This window comes from Kitasatospora sp. NPDC001660, assembly GCF_053596725.1.
In genome coordinates this window covers 1-22862 of sequence record NZ_JBSFGU010000055.1, presented here as the reverse complement: position 1 = coordinate 22862, position 22862 = coordinate 1, and the positions used below count along the sequence as shown (strand labels likewise).

The window sequence follows — 22862 nt, the reverse complement described above, 5'->3', positions numbered from 1 at the left end:
CCGCCCGCGAACACCCCGGGGAAGTGGGGATAACCCCCGGCCCAGGAGATGTATCACCCCCATGGCACCACCCGCCCGGTGTTCGGGAAGCTTGGACCACTAGACCGAGAGGGACGGTGGATCCTGATGAAGCCCCTGACCCGGCGCGCCGTGGCCGCCGTCAAGGAGCAGGACGCGCGGATGGAGCGCGCCCCGCTGTACGGCGCCCGGATGTGGCGGCAGGCCGGGCAGCTGCTGCTGAACCTGCCGCTCGGCATCGGCGGGTTCGTCTTCACCGCCGTCATGCTGTCGGTGGGCCTCGGGCTGTCCGTGACGGTGATCGGCCTGCCGGTGCTGGCCGCCGGGCTGGCCGGCTGCCGGGGTCTCGGCGCCCTGGCCCGCCGCCGGGCGCGGACGGCGTACGGGTCAAGGATCAGCGATCCGGAGCCGGTGGTCCGGCGCCGCCCGGGCGTCACCGGCTTCGCCATCGCCCACCTGACCGACCTGCTGAACTGGCGCTCGGCGCTGTACAGCGTGCTGCTGCTGCCGTGGGGCATCCTGAGCTTCACCCTCACCCTGGTCAGCGTGGTCGTCCTGTGGCCGGTGCTGCCGTGGGTGATCCGGGCCCAGGCCGCGGTGGACCGGATCCTGGTCGAGGCACTGCTGTTCCCCGGCGCCCTGTCCGAACGGGTGCGCGAGCTGGAGGAGGACCGCGGCACGGTGGTCGACACCGCCGCAGCCGACCTGCGCCGGATCGAGCGCGACCTGCACGACGGCGCCCAGGCCCGGCTGGTCGCGCTGGCGATGGACCTCGGCATGGCCAAGGAGCGGCTGCGCGAGGTGGAGACCCCGCAGGACATGGCCGCCGCGGCGTCGATGGTCGACAACGCGCACGGCGAGGTGAAGCTGGCCCTGAAGGAACTGCGCGACCTGGCCCGCGGCATCCACCCGGCGGTGCTCACCGACCGCGGCCTGGACGCGGCCCTGTCCTCGGTGGCCGCCCGCTGCACCGTCCCCGGCGGGGTCAGGGTGAACGTCGAGCTGCGCGGACCGGACGGCGTGGCCGAGCGCCCGGACTCGGCGGTCGAGGGCATCGCCTACTTCACGGTCAGCGAGCTGCTGACCAACGCGTCCAAGCACTCCGGCGCGCGGAGCGCCTCGGTGGACGTCTGGCGCTCCGACGACCAGCTGATGCTGCTGGTCCAGGACGACGGCCGGGGCGGCGCGGCCGCGTACCCGGGCAGCGGCCTGGCCGGGCTGGCCGAGCGGGTCCAGGCGGTGGACGGGGTGTTCCTGGTGGAGAGCCCGGAGGGCGGCCCGACCACCGTCACCGTCGAGCTGCCCTGGCGCACCCGCACGGCCCGCCGCTGAGCACCCGGGCACGCGAAGGCGCCGGCGCCCCGCCGAGGCAGTGGCGGGGCGCCGGCGCCGCTCCGGTACGGCGGCCGGACCGCGGAACCCTTGCGCGGTGTGCGGCCCGACCGGCGGCCGTACCGGGGTCTGCGGCCCGCCTTCGGGGCCGGGCCTCAGGGGGTCGTCCCCAGCATGCCGAGCGTGACGTCGGCGGTCTCGGAGTTGCCGTCCCGGGTGTACGCCACGGTGACCTTGCTGCCCGGGGTGAGCGAGGCGAGCGCCGTGGTCAGGGCGTTCAGCGAGTCGACCGTGGTGTCGCCGATCCTGGTGATGACGTCCCCGGGCTGGAGCCCCGCCGCGGCGGCCGGGCCGCCCGCGGTGACCGAGACGATGACCGCGCCGGCCGGTTGGAACTGCTGGTTGAAGCTGGTCCGGGCGGTGACCCCGAGCGCGGCCCGGCCGGAGTTGGTGACCTTGCCCTGCTTGATCAGCTGGCCGGCGATGCTGGTGATGGTGGACGCCGGGATCGCGAAGCCGATGCCGGGCGCGGCGGCGCCGCCCGCCTGCGGCTCGGTGGCCGCGAGGGTGTTGATGCCGATCACCTGGCTGTCCAGGTCGACCAGCGCGCCACCGCTGTTGCCCGGGTTGATCGCGGCCGAGGTCTGCACCATGTTGCCGATCGTGGCGCCCGGCGATCCGACGGCCCTGGGCTCGGAGACGGTCCGCCCGATGGCCGAGACGATGCCCTGGGTGACGCTGCTGGAGAGCCCGAGCGGGCTGCCCATGGCCAGCGTGATCTGGCCGAGCTGGACCTTGCTCGAATCCGCGAAGACGGCGGGCTTGAGGCCGCCCGGCGGGCTGCTCAGCCTGATCACCGCGAGGTCGGCGTCGGGGTAGCTGCCGACCAGGCTCGCGTCCAGCGACTTGGTGCTGTTGGCCAGGGTGACGGTGAAGGTGGTCGCGGTGCCGACCACGTGGGCGTTGGTGACGATGTCGCCCTTGTCGTCGTAGACGATCCCGGAACCGAGGCTGTCGCCGGTGGTGATCTGCACCACGGAGGGCAGCACGTCGGCGATCACCTTCTGGTAGGCGTCCTGGAGCTGGTTCCCGCTCGCGGGCGGGGCCGAGGAGCCCGCGCCGGTCGGCGAGGAGGACACGGAGGGTGACGCGGATCCCGAGGAGGAGGAAGAGGCGGAGGCGGCGGCGGAGGAGGACTTGGCGGTCGAGGACGAACCGCTGCTGCAGCCGGCCAGCGCCAGCGCGGTGGCCGTCAGGACGGCCACCGCGCCGGGGGCGCGCAGCCACCCCCGGCTCGCCTTGGGCCCGGTCGGCCGCGGACCGGCCGGCAGGGGGCGGTTGTGTTCCTTCTTTCGGCTCACCTTGGCTGCCTCCGATTCGTCACCAGGCCGAGAGCACAGAAATCGTTGCCAGCATTTCACCGATTTGTCCGATTTGCTGGCTCGACTCGCCCGACCTCACCGGTCAAAACCGGAACGGCCTAGGATCAGGACCATGACCTGGTTGATCACTGGCGGTGCCGGATACATCGGCGGGCACGTGGTCCGTCAGCTGCTCGACGCGGGCGAGAGCGTGGCCGTCCTGGACGACCTCAGCACCGGCGACCCGAGCCGGCTGCCGGCCGACGTCGCGCTCGTCAAGGGCTCCACGCTGGACCGCGCCGTCGTGTCCGCCGCCATCCGCGAGCACGCGGTGACGGGCATCCTGCACTTCGCCGCGAAGAAGCAGGTGGGCGAGTCGGTCGAGCGGCCGTTCCTCTACTACCGCGAGAACATGCTCGGCCTGCAGACCGTCCTGGAGGCCGCCGCCGACGAGGGGGTGCGGCGCTTCCTGTTCTCCTCCTCCGCCGCCGTCTACGGCATGCCGGACGTCGACCTGGTCACCGAGGCCACCCCGTGCGCGCCGATGAACCCGTACGGCGAGACCAAGCTGGCCGGCGAGTGGCTGGTCGCGGCCGCCGGACGGGCGCACGGCATGTCGACGATCTCGCTGCGGTACTTCAACGTGGCCGGCGCCGGAGCGCCGGAGCTGGCCGACACCGGCGTCTTCAACCTCGTCCCGATGGTCTTCGAACGGCTCACCACCGGCCGGGCGCCGCGCATCTTCGGCGCCGACTACCCGACCCCGGACGGCACCTGCGTCCGCGACTACATCCACGTCGCCGACGTCGCGTCGGCCCACGTCGCGGCCGCCCGCCGGCTCGCCGCCGACCCACCCGGGGACACCGCGCTGGTGCTCAACATCGGCCGCGGCGAGGGCGTCAGCGTCCGGGAGATGCTGACCCTGATCGGCGAGGTCACCGGGCACGACACCACCGCCGAGGTGACCCCGCGCCGCCCCGGCGACCCGGCCCGGGTGGTGGCCTCCGCCGACCTGATCGGGCGCGAACTGGGCTGGCACGCCAGGTACGACGTCGCCGAGATGGTCGCCTCCGCGTGGGAGGGCTGGTGCCACCGCCACCCGGAGGCCCGCGACAAGCCCTAGCGGGCCGGCACCGCCGTGCCGTAGAAGGCGTCCAGCGCGTACACGCAGCGGTCCTTGGAACCGACGAACACCCGGCCGCCGACCGCCACGGGGGAGCCGGTCAGCTCGCCCTTGGTGCCGAGCTCCCAGCGCAGCTGACCGCTCGCCAGGTCCACCGTGTGCAGCGAGTGGTCCCGGCTGCCGAGGTGGACCAGGCCGTCCGCGACCGCCGGGGAGCCGACGATCTCGCCGCGCGCGGTGTAGCGCCAGCGCTCCCGGCCGGTGGCCGCCTCGAAGGCGTACAGCACCTCGCCGCTGCCGACCAGCACCATGCCCTCGCCGACCACGACCGGCTCGGCGCCCTGCCTGCTGCCGGTGGCACCGCGCCAGCGGTCCCGGCCGGTGGCCGCGTCCAGCGCGTACACCGTGCCCAGGTAGTCGGCGACGTAGACGGCGTCCGCGTCCAGGGTGGGCGGAGTGAAGAGCACCACCGGCGCCTCGAAGCGCCACCGCTCGGCGCCGCTCGCCGCGTCCAGGGCGTACACCCGGGTGCCGGCCGTCACGTACAGCACGCCGCCGCGCTCGACCGGGTGCGACGGCACGTCCTCGCCCACCGGGAAGGACCAGCGCAGGCCCGCGCCGCGCGGGTCGACGCAGCGCAGCCGGCCGGCGCCGTAGTAGTACGCGGCTCCGGCCACCAGGACGGGGCCGGACTGCGGGTTCTCGTAGTCCTGCTGGGCGTCGTCGGCCCGCCACAGCTCGGCGCCGGTCGCGGCCGAGCGCAGCTGGACGCCGCCGCCCCGGACGCCGCAGCACAGCACGCCGTCGGCTGCGGACAGCGAGTAGACCCAGCCGTCCAGCGAGGTGCGCCAGCGCTCGGTGCCGTCCGCGACGTCCACGGTGTACAGGTGCGGGCCGTCGGCGGCGTGCACCCGGCCGGCGTCCACGGCGAGCGCCCAGGCCACGTCCCGGGTCTTGTAGCGGCGCTGGCCGGAGGCGATGTCCAGCGCGTGCACCTCGAAGCTGGAGACGAACAGGGTGCCGTCGGCGACCACCGGGGTGCCCCAGACGTCGTTGGACATCCGGAACCGCCACGGCCGCCAGCGCGGCGCCGGGGGCTGGGCGGGTGCCGGGACCGGCGCCTGGGCGGGCGGGGTCGCCCGGCGCACCCAGTCGGTCTCGGCCGGCGTGGCCCCGGGGCCGGCCTGCTCGTGCTCGGCCCGCGGCCCGGGGCCTATCCGCACGGACGCGCCGGGCAGCCGCACCTCGGCGCCGCCGCCGTCGGTGGGCGCGCGGTGCTTGTTGGGCGAGCGGATCTTCTCGGTGGCGATCTCGGCGTCCGACGCCTGGCCGGACCTGGCGTGCACCGGCCCGAGCGGCGGCGGGGCGTGGCCGCCCGGATGCTGGGTGCGCGGGTCCTCGTGGCCGGGGCGCTGCGTCGGCACGGGCTGGTGCGACGGCGGCGGCTGGTTCGCCGAGGGCGGCTGGAGCACAGGCGGGACGGGCGCGGGCGGGACGGGCGCGGGCGGGACGGGCGCGGGCGGGACGGGCGCGGGCGGGACGGGCGCGGGCGGCGCGGCGGGCGGCGCGGCGGGCTGGCGCCGGCCGCGCTTGCGCTCGATCAGCTCCAGCGCGTTGGCCGGGAGCCAGTCCCCGGCCTCGCCGGAGGCGTCGTCCCGGGAGAACAGGTGCGGGGCCAGTTCGGCCTGGATCTGCGCCGGGGTGGGCCGGTGCTCGGGCGAGGGCCGCATGCAGGCGCGGACCAGGTCCATCAGCTCGACCGGCATCCCCGAGTAGTCGGGCTGCTCGCGCAGCAGCTGGAACACCGTCTCGACCGGGTTGGAGCCGCGGAAGGGCGGGTGCCCGGTGGCACAGAAGACCATCAGCGAGCCGAGCGAGAAGACGTCGCTGGCGCCCCGGACGGTACGGCTGTCGCGGGCCTGCTCGGGCGACATGTAGGCGGGGGTGCCGACGGCGACGTTGGTCATGGTGAGCCGGGTGCTGGAGACGCCGGCCGCGATGCCGAAGTCGATCACCTTCGGGCCGTCCTCGACCACCAGGACGTTCGAGGGCTTCAGGTCGCGGTGGATCAGCCCGGCGGCGTGGATGGACTGCAGGGCCTCGGCGATGCCGGCGACCAGCCAGCGGGTGGCGTCCACCGGCAGCGGGCCGCACTCCTCGACCAGGTCCTCCAGGGAGGGCGCCGGGATGTAGGCGGTGGCCAGCCAGGGCACGCGGGCGTCGGCGTCGGCGTCCACGACGGCCGCGGTGTAGAAGCCGCCGACCGTCTTGGCCGCGGCGATCTCCCGCGCGAAGCGGACCCGGAACAGCTCGTCCTCGGCCAGCTCCCCCCGGACGGTCTTGATGGCCACCCGCCGGCCGGAGGCGGAGCGCGCCAGGTACACCAGGCCCATCCCGCCCGCGCCGAGCCGCCCCAGCACCTCGAAGGGCCCGATCCGCCTCGGATCGTGCGCCGTCAGCTGGTCCACTCCGCTGCCACCTCCCCGTCCAGGCACCCGCTGCGTGGTGCCGGACCCGATTCTCCATGGCCGCCCGGCCCATCTCCAACCTCCCCCGCCCAGGACCGGCGGGGGCCGAGGACGGCACCGCCAGGTCAGTGACGGCGGAACGGCCGGATTCTGACGCCAGCTCCGGCGGTGGCTTGCGTCCGGGCCGTCCGGCGCCCTCGCCGGCCACAGGTCGCCCACTACCGATTTCCGTCACACTCAGTCACCCGACCATCCCTCAGCGGACTCGCCGTCACGCTGTGAGATCAAAGGCACACGGGGGGGCTACAACGGAGCCGTCGGAGCGCGGTGAATATCCGTCCGAAGTGGTTCACGCCCCTATAGCAACCCCCCGTGCGGAGTAATAGTCGCATCACCGAATCGCGCCAAGATCGTGCCACGGTAAGCTGACGGCATGACAGGACAAGTTCGCACCGTCGACGGTCGCGTCGCCGGGCGACGCGGACAGGAGACGCGGCAGAAGCTGCTCGACTGCCTCCGCGAGATGCTCAGCACGTCGCCCTATCGGGACGTCAAGGTCATCGACGTCGCCCGTATGGCAGGTACCTCCCCCGCGACCTTCTATCAGTACTTCCCGGATGTCGAGGGCGCCGTCCTCGAAATCGCCGAGGAAATGGCCAAGGACGCCGACACCCTCAAAGAGCTGGTGGCCGGAAAGTCCTGGGCAGCGAAGTCCGGACCGACCACTTCGGAAGAACTGGTCGACGGATTCCTCGCCTTCTGGCGCAAGAACGACGCCATTCTCCGAGTGGTCACGCTCGGTGCCGCCGAAGGGGACAAGCGGTTCTTCAAGATCCGCATGACCGTCCTCAACGCGGTCGCCAAGCCGCTCGCGGATGCCGTCAGGGAACTCCAGGCGAAGGGGCAGGCCGACAAGTCTCTCGACCCGAACGCCGTCGCCGGGGCCCTGGTCTCGCTGCTCGCCTCGGCGGCCGAGCATCAGAAGGCCTTCACCTCCTGGGGCGTCAAGGTCAAGGACCTCAAACCCAACCTCGCTCCCCTGGTGTACCTGGGTGTCACCGGTAAGAAGGCGCCCAAGTAGACCATCCGCTCATCCGACCATCCGCTCGCGCGCAGCCCCGGCCTCCTGTCCGGGGACCGACGGACGGCGGCCGTGTCCTCGGGGGAGGTCCGCCGACGTACCGCAGCGCGCCGGGCCCAGACATGCCGGTGGGCGGGCACCCCTCACACAGGGTGCCCGCCCACCGGCATGCTTGCGTCGCAGGAACCGGGGCGTCAGGGGCAGCGGACCACCTGGCCGGCGTAGGCCAGGCCGCCGCCGAAGCCGAACAGCAGGACCGGGTCGCCGGGCGACAGCACGCCGCGCTCGACCAGCTTGGAGAAGGCCAGCGGGATGGACGCGGCCGAGGTGTTGCCGGACTCCACGACGTCCCGGGCCACCACCGCGTCGGTGACGCCCAGCTTCGCCGCGATCGCGTCGATGATCCGCAGGTTCGCCTGGTGCGGCACGAAGCCCTTCAGCTCGGACGGGTCGATCCCGGCCCGCTCACAGGCCTGCCGGGCCAGGGGGGCGAGCTGGGTGGTGGCCCAGCGGAACACGGACTGGCCCTGCTGGCTGATCACCGGGTCCCAGCCGGTGATCACCACGGCGTCGCCCTTCTCCGGCTCGGAGCCCCAGACCACCGGGCCGATGCCGGGCTCGGCACCGTCCTCCTGGGCCTCGACGACCGCGGCGCCGGCGCCGTCGCCGAAGATCACGCAGGTCGAGCGGTCGGTCCAGTCGAGCGTGTCGGACATCCGCTCGGCGCCGATCACCAGCGCCCGGCGGGCCGCACCGGCCCGGATCGCGTGGTCGGCGGTGGCCAGGGCGTACGAGAAGCCGGAGCAGACCGTGTTGATGTCGTACGCGGCGGGCGCCCGGACGCCGAGGCGGGCGGCCACGGCGGCGGCCGTGTTCGGGCTGCGCTCGACGGCGGTGCAGGTGGCGACCACGACGAGGTCGATCTCGTCGGCCGTGCGGCCGCTGCGGGCCAGCGCCTTCTGCGCCGCCTCGGTGGCCATGTCGACGAGGGTCTCGTCCTCGGCGATGTGCCGGGTCCTGATCCCCACCCGGGTACGGATCCACTCGTCGGTCGTGTCGACGAGCGCCGCCAGGCCGTCGTTGGAGAGGACCTTGGGGGGCTGGTAGTGACCGAGTGCCACAATGCGCGAACCGCTCATGGTGCCATGCAACCGGGTTACCCGCTGGTCAGCGGGGCGCCATCGGCTACAGGATCCACCCCCGCGAACTGTAGGGGGCCGACAAGGGGCGTTGCGGCACTTGGGATTCCGCTTCGTCCGGGGCCGGGCCGCCCGGCCCGGAGTCAGGCCGCCAGCGAGGTCGCGTCGCCCATGACGATCACCGGGTGGGCCGCCGGATCCAGGGTGCGGATGAGCTGCGCCATCTTGTCCTCGGGGATGGAGACGCAGCCGTGGGTGGGGCCGTCGTGGTCGACGTGGAGCCAGATACCGCCGCCCTTGGACTTGCCGTCGGGGCGGCGCGGGTCGAGCGGGGAGCTGCCGGGCACCCGGTTGTAGTTGATCGCCACGACGTAGTCGAAGGAGCCGGCCAACTGGTCGCCGAAGAAACCCGTCCCGGAGACCACGAAGCTCGGGTCCTTGTCGTACGGGAGCCTGCTGCCGGGGTCGGCGTTGCGGCCGCCGGCGTCGGTGAGGGCGAAGACGCCGATCGGGCTGCGCAGGTCGCCCTCGTTGTGGTTGGTGGTCCAGCCGTTCTTGCCGTTGTGGCCCTGCCAGGTCTCGCCGGCCAGCCAGCGGCCCTCCGGGGTCCTGGTCCAGAGCGTGACGGTGTTCTTGTCGGTGTCCTTGCCCTGCCCGGAGGCGACCACCACCTGGGTGGTCTGCGCGGGTATCCGGGCGGTGAAGGACGCGCCGAGGCCGGTTATCGCGGTCAGCGAGCCGTCGTCGCGGGTCTCGCTCCGGCCGGCGACCGCGCTCTGGTTCTGGCGGTCCGCGGCGGCCTGGGCGGCGGCGGCCGGGGCGGGCCGGTCGGGCGTGCTGACGCCCTCCGGGCCGGGGCCGTCGGCGGCGGTGACACCGGGCTTGGCGGTGTCCTGGCCGACGGTGTACCAGCCCGCGGCGGCGGCGACCAGCAGCGCGGTGCCGGCCATCACGGCCTTGCCGTGGCGCTTCTTCTTCGCCTTGCGGCGCCGGCCCCGGGCGGCCGTCCGGGCGCCCACGGCGGGGGCCTCGACGGCCTGCGGCGCGGGCTCGGGCACGTACGGCGGCTCCGGCTCGTCGAAGACCTCCGGCACCGACGGCTCGTCGAAGACCTCCGGCACCGACGCGTACGGCTGGAACGGCTGCTCGTACGCGTCGAAGTACCCGTCAGCGGGCTGTCCGTACGGCTGCTGTCCGTACGGCTGCTGCCCGCCGTAGGGAGCCTCGTGGGCCGGCTCCTGGTACGGCTCGTAGGAGCCGTACAGCGGCTCGTGCGGCTGCTGCGGCACGCCGCACGCCGGCTCCTGCATCGACTCGTACAGCGGGTACGCGGTGGCGCGGTGTGAACCGGACATGCAGCCGATCCTGCCAAACGGCGCACCCGTTGGTAAACCCGGGGCGTTGTACGGGGGCTGTGAAGACGCCCGCCTCCCGGGCCGGCGATGCGGCCCGGGAGGCGGGAACGTGCAGGTGGGGCGGGAGTTCGGCGACCGGCCCGGGGTCAGAGGCGCATCGCCTGCGGGCTCTCGCGGCGCAGCGGGTCCGGACCCTCGTACTCGCGGATGACCTCGTAGCGGGTGTTGCGCTCGACCGGGCGGAAGCCGGCGTCGCGGATCAGGCCGAGCAGGTCGTCGCGGCCGAGCTTGTTCGGGGTGCCGAAGTTGTCCGCGTCGTGGGTGATCTTGTACTCGACCACCGAGCCGTCCATGTCGTCCGCGCCGTGGCTGAGCGCCAGCTGGGCGGTGGTGACGCCGTGCATCACCCAGAAGACCTTGACGTGCGGGACGTTGTCGAAGAGCAGCCGGGAGACCGCGAAGGTCTTCAGCGCCTCGGCGCCGGTGGCCATCTCGGTGCGCTCCATCAGGCGGTTGCGCACGACGCCGTCCTTGGAGTCGTGGAAGTCGTGCTGGTAGCGCAACGGGATGAAGACCTGGAAGCCGCCGGTCTCGTCCTGCAGCTCGCGCAGCCGCAGCACGTGGTCGACGCGGTGGCGGGGCTCCTCGATGTGGCCGTACAGCATGGTGGAGGGCGTCTTGAGGCCCTTGCTGTGGGCGAGGCGGTGGATGCGCGACCAGTCCTCCCAGTGGGTGTCGTGGTCGACGATGTGCTGGCGGACCTCCCAGTCGAAGATCTCCGCGCCGCCGCCGGTCAGCGACTCCAGGCCGGCGTCGATGAGTTCGTCGAGGATCTCGTCCGCGGAAAGGCCGCTGATCTTCTCGAACCAGTGGATCTCGGTGGCCGTGAAGGCCTTCAGCGAGACGTTCGGCAGGGCCGCCTTCAGCTCCCGCAGCGAGCGCGGGTAGTAGCGCCACGGCAGGGTCGGGTGCAGGCCGTTGACGATGTGCAGCTCGGTGAGGGACTCGACCTCCATCGCCTTGGCGAGGCGGACGGCCTCCTCGATGCGCATCGTGTACGCGTCCTTCTCGCCCGGCTTGCGCTGGAACGAGCAGTAGGCGCAGGACGCGCTGCACACGTTGGTCATGTTGAGGTGGCGGTTGACGTTGAAGTGGACGACGTCGCCGTTCTTCTGCGTCCGCACGTGGTGCGCCAGGCCGCCCAGCCAGGCCAGGTCGTCGCTCTCGTAGAGTGCGATCCCGTCCTCGCGGGTCAGCCGCTCACCCGCGTAGACCTTCGCCTCCAGCTCGCGCTTGAGCCCTGCGTCCATGCGGTGCCCCGCCTCCTCCGACTTCGATTCCTTGCCGGAACGAGCGTACGCCTATGCCGAGAGCAGCTCCGCGAGCAGTGCCGGTTCGATGTTCCCGCCGCTCACCACGGCCGCGACCGAACGGCCGCCGGTCTGCGCGGCGCGGTGGAAGTACGCGGCCGGGGCGACCGCGCCGGAGGGCTCGGCGACGAGGCGGCCGCGGCGGGCGAGCAGGGCGACGGTGGCCCGGATCTCGTCCTCCGTGACGGTGACGATGTCGTCCACGTAGGCGGCCAGGTGCTCGTACGGGAGCTCGCCGACGGACGGGGTGCGCAGGCCGTCCGCGATGGTGCGGTAGGTGTCGGCGACCGGCCACTCGACCCGGCGGCCGGTCCGCAGGCTCTCCCGCGCGTCGGCCGCCAGTTCCGGCTCGACGCCGATCACCCGGATCTGCGGGCGGGTGAGCTTGAGCGCGGCCGCCGTCCCGCCGATCAGGCCGCCGCCGCTGACCGGCACCAGGACGGTGTCCAGCCCGGCCGGGGCGTCCTCGGCGATCTCCAGGCCGACCGTGCCCTGGCCCGCGATGACGAACGGGTCGTCGTACGGCGGCACCCACACGTAGCCGTGCTTCTCGGCCAGTTCACCGGGCAGCGCGTCGCGCTCGCCCGGCGGCACCAGGATCACCTCGGCGCCGTACCCGCGGGTGGCGTCCACCTTGACGGCGGGCGAGGTGTCCGGCATGACGATGACGGCCTTGACGCCCAGCAGCCCGGCCGCGTACGCGACCGCCTGCGCGTGGTTGCCGCTCGACTGGGCGACCACCCCGCGGGCCCGCTCGTCCTCGGTGAGCGCGGCCAGCCGGTTGTAGGCGCCGCGGGTCTTGAAGGCACCGGTCGGCTGGAGGTTCTCCGGCTTCAGCCAGAGGCGGCGCTCGCCCTCGGCCGCCCAGGGGGCGGGCACCAGCGGGGTGCGCACCGCGACCCCCGCGATCCGCTCCCGGGCCGCGCGCAGTTCCTCCAGGCCGACCAGTGCCATGACGTCACTCTCCTTCGGGGGGGAGCTCGCTCACCCGGTTCTCCCACTTCGTGGAGAGTACGACGGTGGTGCGGGTGCGGGCCACGCCTTTCGTGCCCGAGATCCGCTTCACCACCGACTCCAGGCCGGCCACGTCGGCCACCCGGACCTTGAGCATGTAGGAGTCGTCCCCCGCGATGAACCAGCAGTCCTCGACCTCGTTGAGGTCCTTCAGCCGGAACGCGACGTCCTCGTGGTCGGCCGCGTCGGTCAGCTGAAGGCCGATCAGGGCCGTGACGCCGAAGCCGAGCGAGGCCGGGTTGACCGTCGCGCGGTAGCCGGTGATGACACCGGCCTGCTCCAGGCGGTTGATGCGGTCCGTGACGCTCGGGCCGGAGAGTCCGACCAGTCGGCCCAGCTCGGCGTAGGACGCACGGCCGTTCTCCCGGAGCGCCTGGATGAGCTGTCTGTCCACCGTGTCCATATACTCCGCGTCCTTCCGAACCTCACCAGACCCACAGATCATTATCCGGATTCAAAGGCGCCGTGCAGGGACCAACCCGGATATCGCAGAGAAGATACTCTCCCGCACCCGGTCTCCTCACGCCCCCTCAGCCGCCGCGGCCGCACCGTCGCCGCCCAGGCGCGCCGCCGCTCCCAACTCCCCTTCCCAGCGCAGGTACAGGGAATGCGGCACGCCGACGGCGTCCAGCGCCCGGCCCGCCACGAAATCGACGAGTTCGCGCACGGTGGAGCCGCCCGCGTAGAAACCCGGCGAGGCGGGGAGCACCACGGCGCCCTGCGCGTCGAGTTCCACCAGGTGCTTCAACGTCACTCCGTTGAGTGGTGTCTCGCGCACGCACACGACCAGCGGGCGGCGCTCCTTGAGGGTGACGCTGGCCACCCGCTGGAGCAGGTCCTTGCTCAGGCCGAGCGCGATCCCGGCCACCGCGCCGGTGGTCGCCGGGACGACCAGCATGCCCTTGGCCGGGTACGAGCCGCTGGACGGGCCGGCCGCGAAGTCCCCGGCGGACCAGTAGCGGACGTCGTCCAGGCCCTCGTCGGTGCCCAGCCACTGCGCGAGGTCGGTCCGCCAGTGGGCGTCCCGGAAGGAGATGCCGGTCTCGTCCAGGATGGTGAGCCGGGCGGCGCGGCTGACGATCAGGTCGACGGACTCCCCCGCGGCGAGCAGCGCACGGATCACGGACGCGGCGTACGGCGTCCCGGACGCGCCCGAGACCCCGACCACCCACGGTTGACGCTTCACTGTTCCCATGGGGCATTTCTATCCGGCCCCACCCGGCGCGGCCTCACCGCCGGGCGCCCCTGGGAGGATGAGGCCATGGCAGCGACCCTCGTCGACCTCACCCACCGGGTGACCACCGCGATGCCGGTCTACCCCGGCGATCCGGCGGTCGCGCTGGAGCCCGCGCTCACCACCGCGACCGCCGGGGTGAACGTGCTGGCCCTGCACCTCGGCTCGCAGTCCGGGACGCACGTGGACGCGCCGTACCACGTGGACGTCACCTGGCCGACGCTCGACGGGCTCCCGCTGGAACGCTTCACGGGCCCGGCGGTGGTCGCCGACCTGCGCGGGCTGGAGCCCCGGGCGGCCGTCACGCCCGAGCTGCTCGCGCCCGTGCTGGAGCGGGCGGGCGAAGGGGCCGTCCTGCTGCTGGCCACCGGGTGGGCCCGGCACTGGGGCACCGAGGCGTACTTCGCCCATCCGGCCCTGACCGCCGACGCGGCCGAGGCGATCGTCACCGCCGGGTTCCGCACGGTCGGCGTGGACGCGCTGAGCGTCGACCCCACCCCCGACCCGGGACCGGGCGACCCGGCGGTGGCCGCGCTGCTCGCCGACCTCGCCGACGAGCACGACCAGCCGGCCACTGACGAGCCGACCCTCGCCGCGCACCGGGTGCTGCTGGGGGCGCCCGGCGGCGGGGTGATCGCGGAGAACCTGACCGACCTGCGGGCCCTGCTGGACGCCCAGGAGGCCGGGCTGCCGGTGGAGGTCTCGCTGTTCCCGCTGCGGCTGGTGGCGGCGGACGGCGCACCGGTCCGGGCGGTGGCCCGGCTGGGGTGATCCCGGCGGGTGATCCCGGCGGGTGATCCCGGCGGGTGATCCCGGCGGGGGTTGAGCACGGCCGCTCACGGCCCGGTTCCGGGGCGGTCCCGGACCGGCCGGTTCCGGCCGGCCGCCCCATCGGACTTGGTCTAGACCATCCCCGGACCCGCCGGTACGCTGTCCGCTCATGGCAGAGATCATCGGAGTGATCGAGCGACTCTGGCGCTACCCCGTGAAGTCCACCGGCGGCGAGCGGCTCGACTCCGTCGAGGTGGACCGGCGCGGCCTGGCCGGCGACCGCCTCTACGCCGTCCGCGACGCGGCCGGCAAGCTCGGCTCGGGCAAGAACACCCGCCGCTTCCGGCGGATGGACGGCCTGCTCCGGCTCTCCTCCCGGCTCGGCCACCGGATCGACGGCCCCGAGCTGTTCGACCCGCTCGGCCGCCCGGTCGCCGACCCGACCGCCTTCCTGCGCGCCTACCTCCAGCGCGAGGACGTCGAACTCGCCCGCGAGGACGCCGTCTCGCACTTCGACCAGCTGCCGGTCAGCGTGGTGACCACCGCCACCCTGGACTGGGCCCGCGAGGCCGCCCCGCTCACCGTCGTCGACGAACGCCGGTTCCGCCCCAACATCGTGCTGCGCACCCCGCCCGGCACCCCGCCCTTCGTCGAGGACACCTGGCTCGGCCGGGAGGGCCGCACCGACGCCCCGAACGGCGCCCGGCTCGCCTTCGTCCGCTCCAGCGAGCGCTGCGTCATGACCTCCGCCGCCCAGCCCGGCCTCCCGCACGCGCCGGAGCTCCTCAAGGCCGTCGTGGCCGCCCACGACGGCCGCCTCGACGCCCTCGCGGAGGTCGCCGCCCCGGGCCGGCTGAGCGTGGGCGACCGGCTGACGCTCGACTGATCAGACGGGCCGGTCGGCTCCAGAGGGGCGGCATGTGGCTGTGCGTCAGGCTCGGATCAGGCACACGGGGTGCCCGGCGGGGTCCGCGAAGATCCGCCAGCGGCCGACGTCGCGCAGGCGGACGGCGCCGAGCGCGAGCACCGCGTGCTCGGCGGCGTCCAGGTCCTCGACGTCGACGTCCAGGTGCGCCTGCTGGGGGTGGTCCGGGTCCGGCCAGCGGGGCGGGCGGTGGTCGGCGACGCGCTGGAAGCAGAGCACCGTGCCGCCGTCGAGGTGCAGCGTGGACCAGCCGTCGCCGAGCGACCAGCGCGGATCCGGCCGGTCGACCTCGCCGCCCAGCAGGCCCGCGTAGAAGCGGGCCAGCGCGGCCGGGTCCGCGCAGTCGAGCACCAGGCACTGCAGCTTGCCGATCACGGTCGTCTCCATCCTCCGGCGGTTGCGTTCCAGGCGATTCTCGCCGGTGGAGCGGCAGTTCGGACCGGCCCTACGGAAGCGCGACCGCCCGCAGGTAGGCGTCCGCGAACAGCTCGATGGACTCGTCCAGCGAGGGCAGCCCGGCGCCGAGCACGGGTTCGAGCGCCGGCCGCAGCAGCACGTGGTTGATGACCGGGCCGAGCAGCAGCTGGACCAGCACCGGCAGCGGGAGCGGCCGCAGCCGCCCGGCCTCGACGTGCGGCAGCAGCAGCCGGTCCAGGCCGTCGATCATCCGCGGCAGGCTGGCCGTCATCAGCTGCGCGGCGGGGCCGTCCGGGCGGCTGAACAGGTCCGCGAACACCGCGGGGACGATCCGCGGCTCGCGCTCGAAGACCGTGGCGAACGTCCGGTAGAGCGCCCGGACGGTGTCCTCCAGGCGCTCCGGCGGGTCGGCCGCGAGCGCCTCCAGGTCCGGAAGCGGCCCGTGCTGCTCGAAGACCGCGGCGAGCAGGCCGTCCCGCCCCTCGAAGACGGCGTGCAGGCTCGGCAGCGAGCACCCCGCACGGTCCGCGACGGCATCGAGCGTGATCCCGCCCAGGCCGCGCTCGGCCACCAGCCGGGCCGCCGCGTCGATCGCGCGCTCGCGCACCGGGCGCCGTCCGCCCGGGTCGACGCCCGCCCGCCGGACGGCCTCGTCCAGGGCCGTCCGGGAGCCGCCGAGGCGACGCAGCAGCGTGCTGCGGGAGACGCCGGCCGCCGTCGCGATCGCCGTCAGGGGGACGTCCGCGACGTCCTGGCCGCGCTCCTTCGCCGCCGCGAGCGCCGCGGCCACCAGATCCTTCATGTGGAGCATCGTACTACTTGACACCTGGGACGGTTCCAGAGAGTCTGTATATGTGAGTTCCAAGCAGGGGTGATCGGCCAGGTACGAGGGGAGAGTTCCATGAGCGTCGTCATCTCCGGGGGCGGACCGGCCGGCGTGATGCTGGGCCTGATGCTGGCCCGGGCCGGCATCGAGGTGACCGTGCTGGAGAAGCACGGTGACTTCCTGCGCGACTTCCGCGGCGACACCGTCCACGCGTCCACCGTGCGCCTGATGGACGAGCTCGGGCTCGGCCGCGAGTTCGCCAGGCTGCCGCAGAGCCGGCTCGGCAACATGGTGGTGCCGGTGGCCGGCGTCGGCGACATCGCGCTGAGCGCCTTCGAGAAGCTGCCCGCGCCGTACAACTACATCGCGATGATCCCGCAGTGGGACCTGCTCAACTTCCTCGTCGAGGAGGCGAGGAAGGAACCCGCGTTCACCGTGCGGATGAACACCGAGGCCACCGGCCTGATCCGGGAGGGCGGCCGGGTCGTCGGGGTGCGCTACCGCACCCGGGACGGCGAGGAGGGCGAGATCCGCGCCGCGCTCACCGTCGCCGCCGACGGCCGGCACTCGACGCTCCGCCGGGAGGCCGGCCTGGTGCCCGAGGAGTTCCGGGTCCCGTTCGACACCTGGTGGTTCCGGCTCCCCCGGCACGCCGACGAGCAGGGCGTCCCGCCGAACCTGGCACCCGCGTTCGGGCGGGGCGAGATGGCGATCAGCCTCACCCGCGAGGACTACTTCCAGATCGCCTACTTCACCACCAAGGGCGCCGACGCGCGCCTGCGCGCCGAGGGCGTCGAGCGCTTCCGCGCCCGCGTCGCCCGGCTGATGCCCCGGTACGCGGACCGGGTCGACCAGTTGGCGAGCATGGACGACGTGCACCTGCTCGACGTCCGGCTCAACCGGCTGCACCGCTGGTACACCGACGGCCTCCTGCTCATCGGCGACGCCGCCCACGCGATGTCCCCGGCCGGCGGGGTGGGCATCAACCTCGCCATCCAGGACGCGGTGGCCACCGCCGCGCTGCTCGCCGAGCCGCTGCGCGGCGGCCGCCTCACGACCGCCGACCTGGCCAGGGTGCAGCGGCGCAGGTGGCTGCCGATGGTGGTCGTCCAGCGCATGCAGCGGATGCTGCACGAGGTGATGTTCGCCCCGGTCCTCGCCGGCCGCCGGGTCGGCCCGCCCACCCGGCTCGTCCTGCTCGCCCGCTTCGTGCCGGGCTTCCGGCAGATCCCGTCCCGCCTGATCGCGCTCGGCCCGCGCCCGGAACACGCGCCGGCCTTCGCCCGCCGGGCGTCGGCCTGACCGGCCGGCCGGCGCCCGTGGCGCCGGCGGCGCCGAGGGGCTCGAAGTCGCACGGGTGGTGCACGGCCCGCGTCGTGCACCACCACGCGTCCATACGCGAGAGGCGCACAGCCGGCCGGAGCCATGCCAGGGACGACGGTCCGAACGGCCCGCGACGGTAGACGGTCGCGCATGAACCGGAGATCCGTGCACATGGGGCGTCTCATGTTCGCCGCCTACCTTCGAGGTATGACACAGAAGCCAATTGACGAACCGTCAACCGTCCTCGTCGTGGGCGCCACCGGAACGGTCGGCCGGCACGTCACCCTGCAGCTGCTCGCCTCGGGCGTGCGCGTCCGGGCGCTGACCCGCCACCCGGACCTGGCCCGGCAGCCGCGGTACGTCCAGGGCGACCTGCTCGACCCGGGCAGCCTGGAGGCGGCCGCCCAGGGCGCCGACGCCGCCTTCCTGATCTGGCCCTACCCGACGGCCGACGGCGCCGCCGCAGCGGTGGCGGCGATAGCGCGGCACGTCCGCCGGGTGGTCTTCCTCTCCTCCGCGGCCGTCCGGGACGTGCCCGGCCAGGGGCCCGAGTCGCCGGGCCGGCCGGACGCCCGGATCGAGGCGCTGATCGCGGCCGACGGCGTCCGGTACACCTTCCTGCGCCCGCACGGCTTCACCGCCAACACCCTCCGCTGGGCCGAGGAGATCCGCACCGCCGCCGCCGTCCGCGGCTTCGGCGGCGGGGCCGGGCTCAACCTGGTCGACGAGCGGGACATCGCGGCCGTCGCCGTGCGCGCCCTCACCGAGGACGGCCACGACGGCGCCCGCTACGTGCTCACCGGCCCGGAGTCCCCCACCCAGGCCGAGCAGGTCCGGATCATCGGCGAGGCGGTCGGCCTCCCGGCCCGCTGGGAGGAGCTCCCCCGCGCCGCCGCCCGCCTGCGGATGCTCACCGCCGGCTGGCCCCCGTCCATCGTCGACCGCGCCCTCGGCCTCGTCCACGCCCGCGTCGGCGACCCCGAGCCCGTCACCAGCACCGTCGAGGACATCACCGGCCGCCCGCCCCGCGGCCTGCGCAGCTGGGCCACCGACCACGCGGCCCTGTTCCGTCGAGCCGCGCGGGTGCGTCACACCGCGTCGGCGTACTCCCAGCCGTCGACCTCCACCACCGCCGGGCTCGCCGCGTCCCAGCCACGGCCGACGGCCTCGTCGAGCAGCGCCCGGGCGGTCCCGGGCGTGTTCAGGTTCAGCCGGCGGCCGTCGGCGGTCCCGACGACCCCGGACTCCCCGTAGCCGCCGGGCACGACCCGGCCGTCGCCGCCCCGGAAGACGAGCACGAGCCGCCCGGGCGCGCGGTACCGGCGGAGCGTGAGGATCTCCCGGCAGTCCCGGTAGCGGACCCGGTCGTCCACGACGGTGTGCGCGTGCCCGACGGTCCAGAGGTACGTCTCCTCCCCGACGGCGAGCCGCCGTGCCTTCTTCGCGCTGCGCCCCACGGCTCCCCCTCGATTCCCCCTCGATCGACGTCGGCACCCACGCTAGCGCGGGCTCGGGCGAGGGCGCCGAGTTCGGCCGGAACGGCGACGCGGAGGTGCTCGTGGGCGGGGGCCGCCACGTCAGATCCCGAGCCCGCGGATGACCAGGTCCACCAGCGCGAAGAAGAACAGCGAGACCCCGACGAAGCCGTTGGTCTGGAAGAACGCCCGGTTGAGCCTGGAGAGGTCGTTCGGCCGCACGATGGTGTGCTCGTAGACGAACGCGCCGGCCACGACGACCAGCCCGATCCAGAACGCCACGCCCGCACCCGTGAGCACGCCGAACCACGCCAGCAGCGCCGTGGTGACGAGGTGGCAGACCCGGGCGCCCCGGATCGCCGCCGGGACGCCGAACCGTGCCGGCACCGACCGCACGCCGCCGTGCCGGTCGGACTGCACGTCCTGGCAGGCGTAGATGAGGTCGAACCCGCCGATCCAGATCCCGACCGCCGCGCCGAGCACGACGGCCTCCCACGACCAGCTGCCGGTCACCGCGAGCCACGCGCCCACCGGCCCCATCGCCTGCGCCAGTCCGAGGATCGCCTGCGGGAAGTCGGTGAACCGCTTGCCGTACGGGTAGACGACCATCGGCACGACGGCCACCGGCGCGAGCACGAGGCACAGCGGGTTCAGCATGGCCGCCGCGCCCAGGAACACCACCAGGGCGACCGCCGAGCCGGTGTACGCGGTCTTCAACGACACGGTGCCGGTGACGAGTTCGCGCCCGGCGGTGCGCGGGTTGCGGGCGTCGATCTCGCGGTCGATGATCCGGTTGGCGGCCATCGCGAAGGTCCGCAGGCCGACCATGCAGACCGTGACGACGAACAACTGCCCCCAGTGCACCCGCTCGTCGGCGAGGAACATCGCCGTCAGCGCGGCGATGTAGGCGAAGGGCAGGGCGAAGACCGAGTGCTCGATCATCACCAGGCGCAGGAAGGCCCTCGCACGCCCCGGGGTTTCGACAGCAGCCGTACTCATCAGAGTCCGTACTCCTTCCAGCGACGTGACACCAGTGCGGCCGTGGCCGGGTCCGAGGAGACCATCTCCGGCCATCCGCCGTCCCGGGTGTAACCCTCCTCGGGGAGCTTGCGGGTCGCGTCGATGCCCGCCTTGCCGCCCCAGAACTGCTGGTAGGAGGCGTGGTCGAGGTGGTCGACCGGGCCCTCGACGACCGTCAGGTCGCGGCTGTAGTCGACGTTCCCGAAAGCCCGCCAGGCGACCTCCTGGTAGTCGTGCACGTCGCAGTCCGCGTCCACCACGATGATCAGCTTGGTCAGCGACATCATGTGCGCGCCCCAGATCGCGTGCATCGTCTTCTGGGCGTGCTTCGGGTACTTCTTGTCGATCGAGACGATCACGCAGTTGTGGAAGCCGCCGGCCTCGGGCAGGTCGTAGTCGACGATGTCCGGGATGATGATCTTCAGCAGCGGCAGGAAGAACCGCTCGGTGAACTTGCCCAGCGGGCCGTCCTCCGTCGGCGGGCGGCCGACCACGATGGACTGCAGGATCGGGCGGCGGCGCATCGTCACGCAGTCGATCCTCAGCGCCGGGAACGGCTCCTGCGGCGTGTAGAAGCCGGTGTGGTCGCCGAACGGGCCCTCGGGGAGCATCTCGCCGGGCTCCAGCCAGCCCTCCAGCACGACCTCGGCATCGGCCGGCACCTGGAGCGGCACGGTCTTGCAGTCGACCATCTTCACGCGCTCGCCCGCGATGAAGCCGGCGAACAGGTACTCGTCGATGTCCCCCGGCAGCGGCGCGGTGGCCGCGTACGTGACGGCCGGCGGGCAGCCGAAGGCGATCGCGACCGGCAGGCGCTCCCCGCGCCGGGCTGCCACCTGGTAGTGGTTGTGGCTGTCCTTGTGGATCTGCCAGTGCATGCCGATGGTCCGGCGGTCGTGCCGCTGGAGCCGGTAGAGGCCGAGGTTGCGGATGCCGGTGTCGGGGTGCTTGGTGTGCGTGAGGCCCAGGTTGAAGAAGGAGCCGCCGTCCAGCGGCCAGGTGAAGAGCGCGGGCAGCTCGTCCAGGTCGACGTCGTCGCCGGTGAGCACGACCTCCTGCACCGGGGCGTCCTTCACGTGCCGGGGCGGAACGTGCGCCATCGAGGCGAGCTTGCCGAAGGCATCCCGGAACCCGGTGAAGCCCTGCGGCAGTTCGGGCTTGAGCAGGCCGGCGATCTTCTCGGAGATGTCGTCCGGACCCCCCAGTCCGAGCGCCTTGGCCAGGCGCCGCTCGGTGCCGAAGACGTTCATCGCGAGCGGCATCGACGAGCCCTTGACGTTCTCGAAGAGCAGCGCCGGGCCCTTGGCCTTCTGCACCCGGTCGACGATCTCGCCGATCTCCAGGTGCGGGTCCACCTCCGCCTTGATGCGCTTGAGGTCGCCCTCGCGGTCGAGGGCCCGGAGAAACGAGCGGAGATCGTCGTATGCCATGCCTGTCAGTATCCGCCACCCGATAGCCTGGCTCCGTCAAGGGCCCCGGGGAAGGGCCCCAGGACGCAGCCCGTCCCAACCGCCGTCGCCGGGGGAGATCGCCGCCGTGCTCAGGATCCTGCTCTTCGTCGTCCCGCTCGCGCTGTGGGTGTGGGCCTTCATCGACTGCCTGACCACGCCCGAGGACGAGGTGAAGCACCTGCCCAAGGTGGTGTGGGTGATCATCGTGCTGCTGTTCCCGCTGGTCGGCTCGATCGCCTGGCTGGTGGCCGGCAAGCAGCGCGGCGGCGCGCGGACCGGCGGCGCCGGACGGACCCCGGGCTACCCGGAGTACGAGCGCCCGCGCGGCGGCCGTCCGCTCGCGCCGGACGACGACCCGGAGTTCCTCGCCTCCTTGAAGAAGGACAACAAGGAGCACGAGGACATGCTCAGGCGGTGGGAGGCGGACCTGCGCCGCCGCGAACAGGAGCTGCGCGGCAAGGACGAGCCGGAGGACGGCCACAAGAGCTGACCCCGGCCGCTCGGAGCGTCCCCCGGACAGCCCACCCGGCAGGCGCGGGGTGGGCTGTGGCGTTTTTGGCGCTTCCCTACGACTTCCGTTCCCTTACCACGACTTCCCCCGGCCATCCCACCAGACTTGAGCGACGCTTGAGCGGGGCCCCAGAAGCCTGGCCTACGCTCCTGGATGACGGCCCTGACCTGCGCTTTTCTTCATGCTCAGATCATCGGACCATCACCTGTCCGACAACCCCCGGTATTCGAACAGACACCGAGCGCAGCGGCTTCCGCCCCGTCGCTTCTGTGCAGGCCTGACAGCCAAACGCTCCCGACCTTGTACGGAATCGACGCCGAAACCAACGCACGGCCCCTCGTACAGTCATAAGTGAAGAAAGTGATTCGCAGCCGGGGGCACAGCAGACGTTGGCTGTCGGACAGTTCCCTCACCCTTGGAGTGGTTCGAGATGACGGTTGTGCATGAGGCGCCGGTCGGCGGCGAGGTCCCGGAGATTCCGGCCGACGCCCGAGGTCGGGTCGCCGAGCTGCACGAACTGCGCGAGAAGGTCCGGCGCGGCCCGAGCGAGAAGGCCACCGAGGCGCAGCACGCGAAGGGCAAGCTGACCGCCCGCGAGCGCATCGACCTGCTCCTGGACGAGGGCTCCTTCCACGAGGTGGAGCCGCT

Annotated in this window: 21 protein-coding genes; 9 read left to right on the top strand and 12 right to left on the bottom strand. The window is 73.2% G+C overall.

From position 1 onward, the window contains the following. The first annotated feature begins 180 nt into the window (after positions 1 to 180). A complete protein-coding gene (locus ACWCXH_RS34455; RefSeq protein WP_449805479.1) occupies positions 181 to 1350 on the top strand; it encodes a sensor histidine kinase in 1170 nt (389 codons plus the stop codon). 155 nt (positions 1351 to 1505) lie between these two features. On the opposite strand, the gene ACWCXH_RS34450 is transcribed toward ACWCXH_RS34455, so the two are convergent. After that, entirely contained in the window at positions 1506 to 2615 is a 1110-nt protein-coding gene (locus tag ACWCXH_RS34450; protein WP_449805478.1) for a S1C family serine protease, read from the bottom strand. Between the two features lie 229 nt (positions 2616 to 2844). Here ACWCXH_RS34450 and galE point away from each other — a divergent pair, with 229 nt between their 5' ends. After that, the gene (gene galE, locus ACWCXH_RS34445; RefSeq protein WP_449805453.1) at positions 2845 to 3834 is read left to right on the top strand and encodes a UDP-glucose 4-epimerase GalE; all 990 of its coding nucleotides are present in this window, start codon (positions 2845 to 2847) and stop codon (positions 3832 to 3834) included. Here the strand turns inward: galE and ACWCXH_RS34440 are convergent. Then, positions 3831 to 6302 (bottom strand): outer membrane protein assembly factor BamB family protein, encoded by a 2472-nt coding sequence (locus tag ACWCXH_RS34440; protein ID WP_449805452.1) that lies wholly within the window; start codon positions 6300 to 6302, stop codon positions 3831 to 3833. The two genes, galE and ACWCXH_RS34440, sit on opposite strands and share 4 nt — an antisense overlap. A 433-nt stretch (positions 6303 to 6735) precedes the next feature. On the opposite strand from ACWCXH_RS34440, the gene ACWCXH_RS34435 reads away from it, so the two are divergent. Next, entirely contained in the window at positions 6736 to 7383 is a 648-nt protein-coding gene (locus ACWCXH_RS34435; RefSeq protein WP_449805451.1) for a TetR family transcriptional regulator, read from the top strand. Positions 7384 to 7577: 194 nt separating this feature from the next. On the opposite strand, the gene ACWCXH_RS34430 is transcribed toward ACWCXH_RS34435, so the two are convergent. The 6 genes from ACWCXH_RS34430 to ACWCXH_RS34405 all read right to left on the bottom strand — a co-directional run bounded on the left by ACWCXH_RS34430 (position 7578) and on the right by ACWCXH_RS34405 (position 13456). Beyond that, positions 7578 to 8522 (bottom strand): beta-ketoacyl-ACP synthase III, encoded by a 945-nt coding sequence (locus tag ACWCXH_RS34430; RefSeq protein ID WP_449805450.1) that lies wholly within the window; start codon positions 8520 to 8522, stop codon positions 7578 to 7580. Between the two features lie 143 nt (positions 8523 to 8665). After that, the gene (locus ACWCXH_RS34425; RefSeq protein WP_449805449.1) at positions 8666 to 9877 is read right to left on the bottom strand and encodes a L,D-transpeptidase family protein; all 1212 of its coding nucleotides are present in this window, start codon (positions 9875 to 9877) and stop codon (positions 8666 to 8668) included. A 146-nt stretch (positions 9878 to 10023) separates the two neighbouring features. Beyond that, positions 10024 to 11187: an aminofutalosine synthase MqnE gene (gene mqnE / locus ACWCXH_RS34420; protein ID WP_449805448.1), complete on the bottom strand. Its 1164-nt coding sequence runs from the start codon at positions 11185 to 11187 to the stop codon at positions 10024 to 10026. Between the two features lie 51 nt (positions 11188 to 11238). Beyond that, entirely contained in the window at positions 11239 to 12201 is a 963-nt protein-coding gene (locus ACWCXH_RS34415) for a threonine ammonia-lyase (protein ID WP_449805447.1), read from the bottom strand. Between the two features lie 4 nt (positions 12202 to 12205). Next, complete coding sequence (locus ACWCXH_RS34410; RefSeq protein ID WP_030232219.1) at positions 12206 to 12664, bottom strand: Lrp/AsnC family transcriptional regulator; 459 nt, start codon at positions 12662 to 12664, stop codon at positions 12206 to 12208. 117 nt (positions 12665 to 12781) lie between these two features. Further along, positions 12782 to 13456 carry a UbiX family flavin prenyltransferase gene (locus tag ACWCXH_RS34405; RefSeq protein ID WP_449805446.1) on the bottom strand — a complete coding sequence of 225 codons (675 nt, stop codon included), beginning with the start codon at positions 13454 to 13456 and terminating at the stop codon, positions 12782 to 12784. A gap of 66 nt (positions 13457 to 13522) precedes the next feature. Between ACWCXH_RS34405 and ACWCXH_RS34400 the strand changes: the two genes are divergently transcribed. Together ACWCXH_RS34400 and ACWCXH_RS34395 are read left to right on the top strand one after the other, a co-directional pair. After that, complete coding sequence (locus ACWCXH_RS34400) at positions 13523 to 14266, top strand: cyclase family protein (protein ID WP_449805445.1); 744 nt, start codon at positions 13523 to 13525, stop codon at positions 14264 to 14266. Between the two features lie 169 nt (positions 14267 to 14435). Continuing rightward, positions 14436 to 15152 carry an MOSC domain-containing protein gene (locus ACWCXH_RS34395; protein ID WP_449805444.1) on the top strand — a complete coding sequence of 239 codons (717 nt, stop codon included), beginning with the start codon at positions 14436 to 14438 and terminating at the stop codon, positions 15150 to 15152. Between the two features lie 45 nt (positions 15153 to 15197). Here ACWCXH_RS34395 and ACWCXH_RS34390 read toward each other — a convergent pair whose 3' ends face one another. Next, a complete protein-coding gene (locus tag ACWCXH_RS34390; protein WP_449805477.1) occupies positions 15198 to 15566 on the bottom strand; it encodes a VOC family protein in 369 nt (122 codons plus the stop codon). Positions 15567 to 15636: 70 nt separating this feature from the next. Then, a complete protein-coding gene (locus ACWCXH_RS34385; RefSeq protein ID WP_449805443.1) occupies positions 15637 to 16410 on the bottom strand; it encodes a TetR/AcrR family transcriptional regulator in 774 nt (257 codons plus the stop codon). Between the two features lie 99 nt (positions 16411 to 16509). Between ACWCXH_RS34385 and ACWCXH_RS34380 the strand changes: the two genes are divergently transcribed. Further along, positions 16510 to 17736 (top strand): FAD-dependent oxidoreductase, encoded by a 1227-nt coding sequence (locus tag ACWCXH_RS34380; RefSeq protein ID WP_449805442.1) that lies wholly within the window; start codon positions 16510 to 16512, stop codon positions 17734 to 17736. 228 nt (positions 17737 to 17964) lie between these two features. Further along, a complete protein-coding gene (locus tag ACWCXH_RS34375; protein WP_449805441.1) occupies positions 17965 to 19011 on the top strand; it encodes an NAD(P)H-binding protein in 1047 nt (348 codons plus the stop codon). A 323-nt stretch (positions 19012 to 19334) separates the two neighbouring features. On the opposite strand, the gene mqnP is transcribed toward ACWCXH_RS34375, so the two are convergent. Together mqnP and ACWCXH_RS34365 are read right to left on the bottom strand one after the other, a co-directional pair. Further along, positions 19335 to 20231: a menaquinone biosynthesis prenyltransferase MqnP gene (gene mqnP, locus ACWCXH_RS34370; protein ID WP_449805440.1), complete on the bottom strand. Its 897-nt coding sequence runs from the start codon at positions 20229 to 20231 to the stop codon at positions 19335 to 19337. Next, complete coding sequence (locus ACWCXH_RS34365; RefSeq protein WP_449805439.1) at positions 20231 to 21682, bottom strand: menaquinone biosynthesis decarboxylase; 1452 nt, start codon at positions 21680 to 21682, stop codon at positions 20231 to 20233. Before ACWCXH_RS34365 ends, mqnP begins: the two co-directional genes overlap by 1 nt. Before the next feature lie 106 nt (positions 21683 to 21788). On the opposite strand from ACWCXH_RS34365, the gene ACWCXH_RS34360 reads away from it, so the two are divergent. Then, positions 21789 to 22193, top strand: a complete 405-nt coding sequence (locus ACWCXH_RS34360) for a PLD nuclease N-terminal domain-containing protein (protein WP_449805438.1) — start codon at positions 21789 to 21791, stop codon at positions 22191 to 22193. 451 nt (positions 22194 to 22644) lie between these two features. After that, on the top strand, positions 22645 to 22862 hold a 218-nt coding region (locus tag ACWCXH_RS34355; RefSeq protein WP_449805437.1), incomplete at its 3' end, for a carboxyl transferase domain-containing protein.

What these genes read in the sequence shown, in the direction of transcription:
- ACWCXH_RS34455 (WP_449805479.1), top strand. Translation starts at nt 181, where the DNA reads ATGGAGCGCGCCCCGCTGTACGGCGCCCGGATGTGGCGGCAGGCCGGG.
- galE (WP_449805453.1), top strand. Translation starts at nt 2,845, where the DNA reads ATGACCTGGTTGATCACTGGCGGTGCCGGATACATCGGCGGGCACGTG.
- ACWCXH_RS34435 (WP_449805451.1), top strand. Translation starts at nt 6,736, where the DNA reads ATGACAGGACAAGTTCGCACCGTCGACGGTCGCGTCGCCGGGCGACGC.
- ACWCXH_RS34430 (WP_449805450.1), bottom strand. Translation starts at nt 8,522, where the DNA reads ATGAGCGGTTCGCGCATTGTGGCACTCGGTCACTACCAGCCCCCCAAG.
- ACWCXH_RS34425 (WP_449805449.1), bottom strand. Translation starts at nt 9,877, where the DNA reads ATGTCCGGTTCACACCGCGCCACCGCGTACCCGCTGTACGAGTCGATG.
- mqnE (WP_449805448.1), bottom strand. Translation starts at nt 11,187, where the DNA reads ATGGACGCAGGGCTCAAGCGCGAGCTGGAGGCGAAGGTCTACGCGGGT.
- ACWCXH_RS34415 (WP_449805447.1), bottom strand. Translation starts at nt 12,201, where the DNA reads ATGGCACTGGTCGGCCTGGAGGAACTGCGCGCGGCCCGGGAGCGGATC.
- ACWCXH_RS34410 (WP_030232219.1), bottom strand. Translation starts at nt 12,664, where the DNA reads ATGGACACGGTGGACAGACAGCTCATCCAGGCGCTCCGGGAGAACGGC.
- ACWCXH_RS34405 (WP_449805446.1), bottom strand. Translation starts at nt 13,456, where the DNA reads ATGGGAACAGTGAAGCGTCAACCGTGGGTGGTCGGGGTCTCGGGCGCG.
- ACWCXH_RS34400 (WP_449805445.1), top strand. Translation starts at nt 13,523, where the DNA reads ATGGCAGCGACCCTCGTCGACCTCACCCACCGGGTGACCACCGCGATG.
- ACWCXH_RS34395 (WP_449805444.1), top strand. Translation starts at nt 14,436, where the DNA reads ATGGCAGAGATCATCGGAGTGATCGAGCGACTCTGGCGCTACCCCGTG.
- ACWCXH_RS34385 (WP_449805443.1), bottom strand. Translation starts at nt 16,410, where the DNA reads ATGAAGGATCTGGTGGCCGCGGCGCTCGCGGCGGCGAAGGAGCGCGGC.
- ACWCXH_RS34380 (WP_449805442.1), top strand. Translation starts at nt 16,510, where the DNA reads ATGAGCGTCGTCATCTCCGGGGGCGGACCGGCCGGCGTGATGCTGGGC.
- ACWCXH_RS34375 (WP_449805441.1), top strand. Translation starts at nt 17,965, where the DNA reads ATGACACAGAAGCCAATTGACGAACCGTCAACCGTCCTCGTCGTGGGC.
- mqnP (WP_449805440.1), bottom strand. Translation starts at nt 20,231, where the DNA reads ATGAGTACGGCTGCTGTCGAAACCCCGGGGCGTGCGAGGGCCTTCCTG.
- ACWCXH_RS34365 (WP_449805439.1), bottom strand. Translation starts at nt 21,682, where the DNA reads ATGGCATACGACGATCTCCGCTCGTTTCTCCGGGCCCTCGACCGCGAG.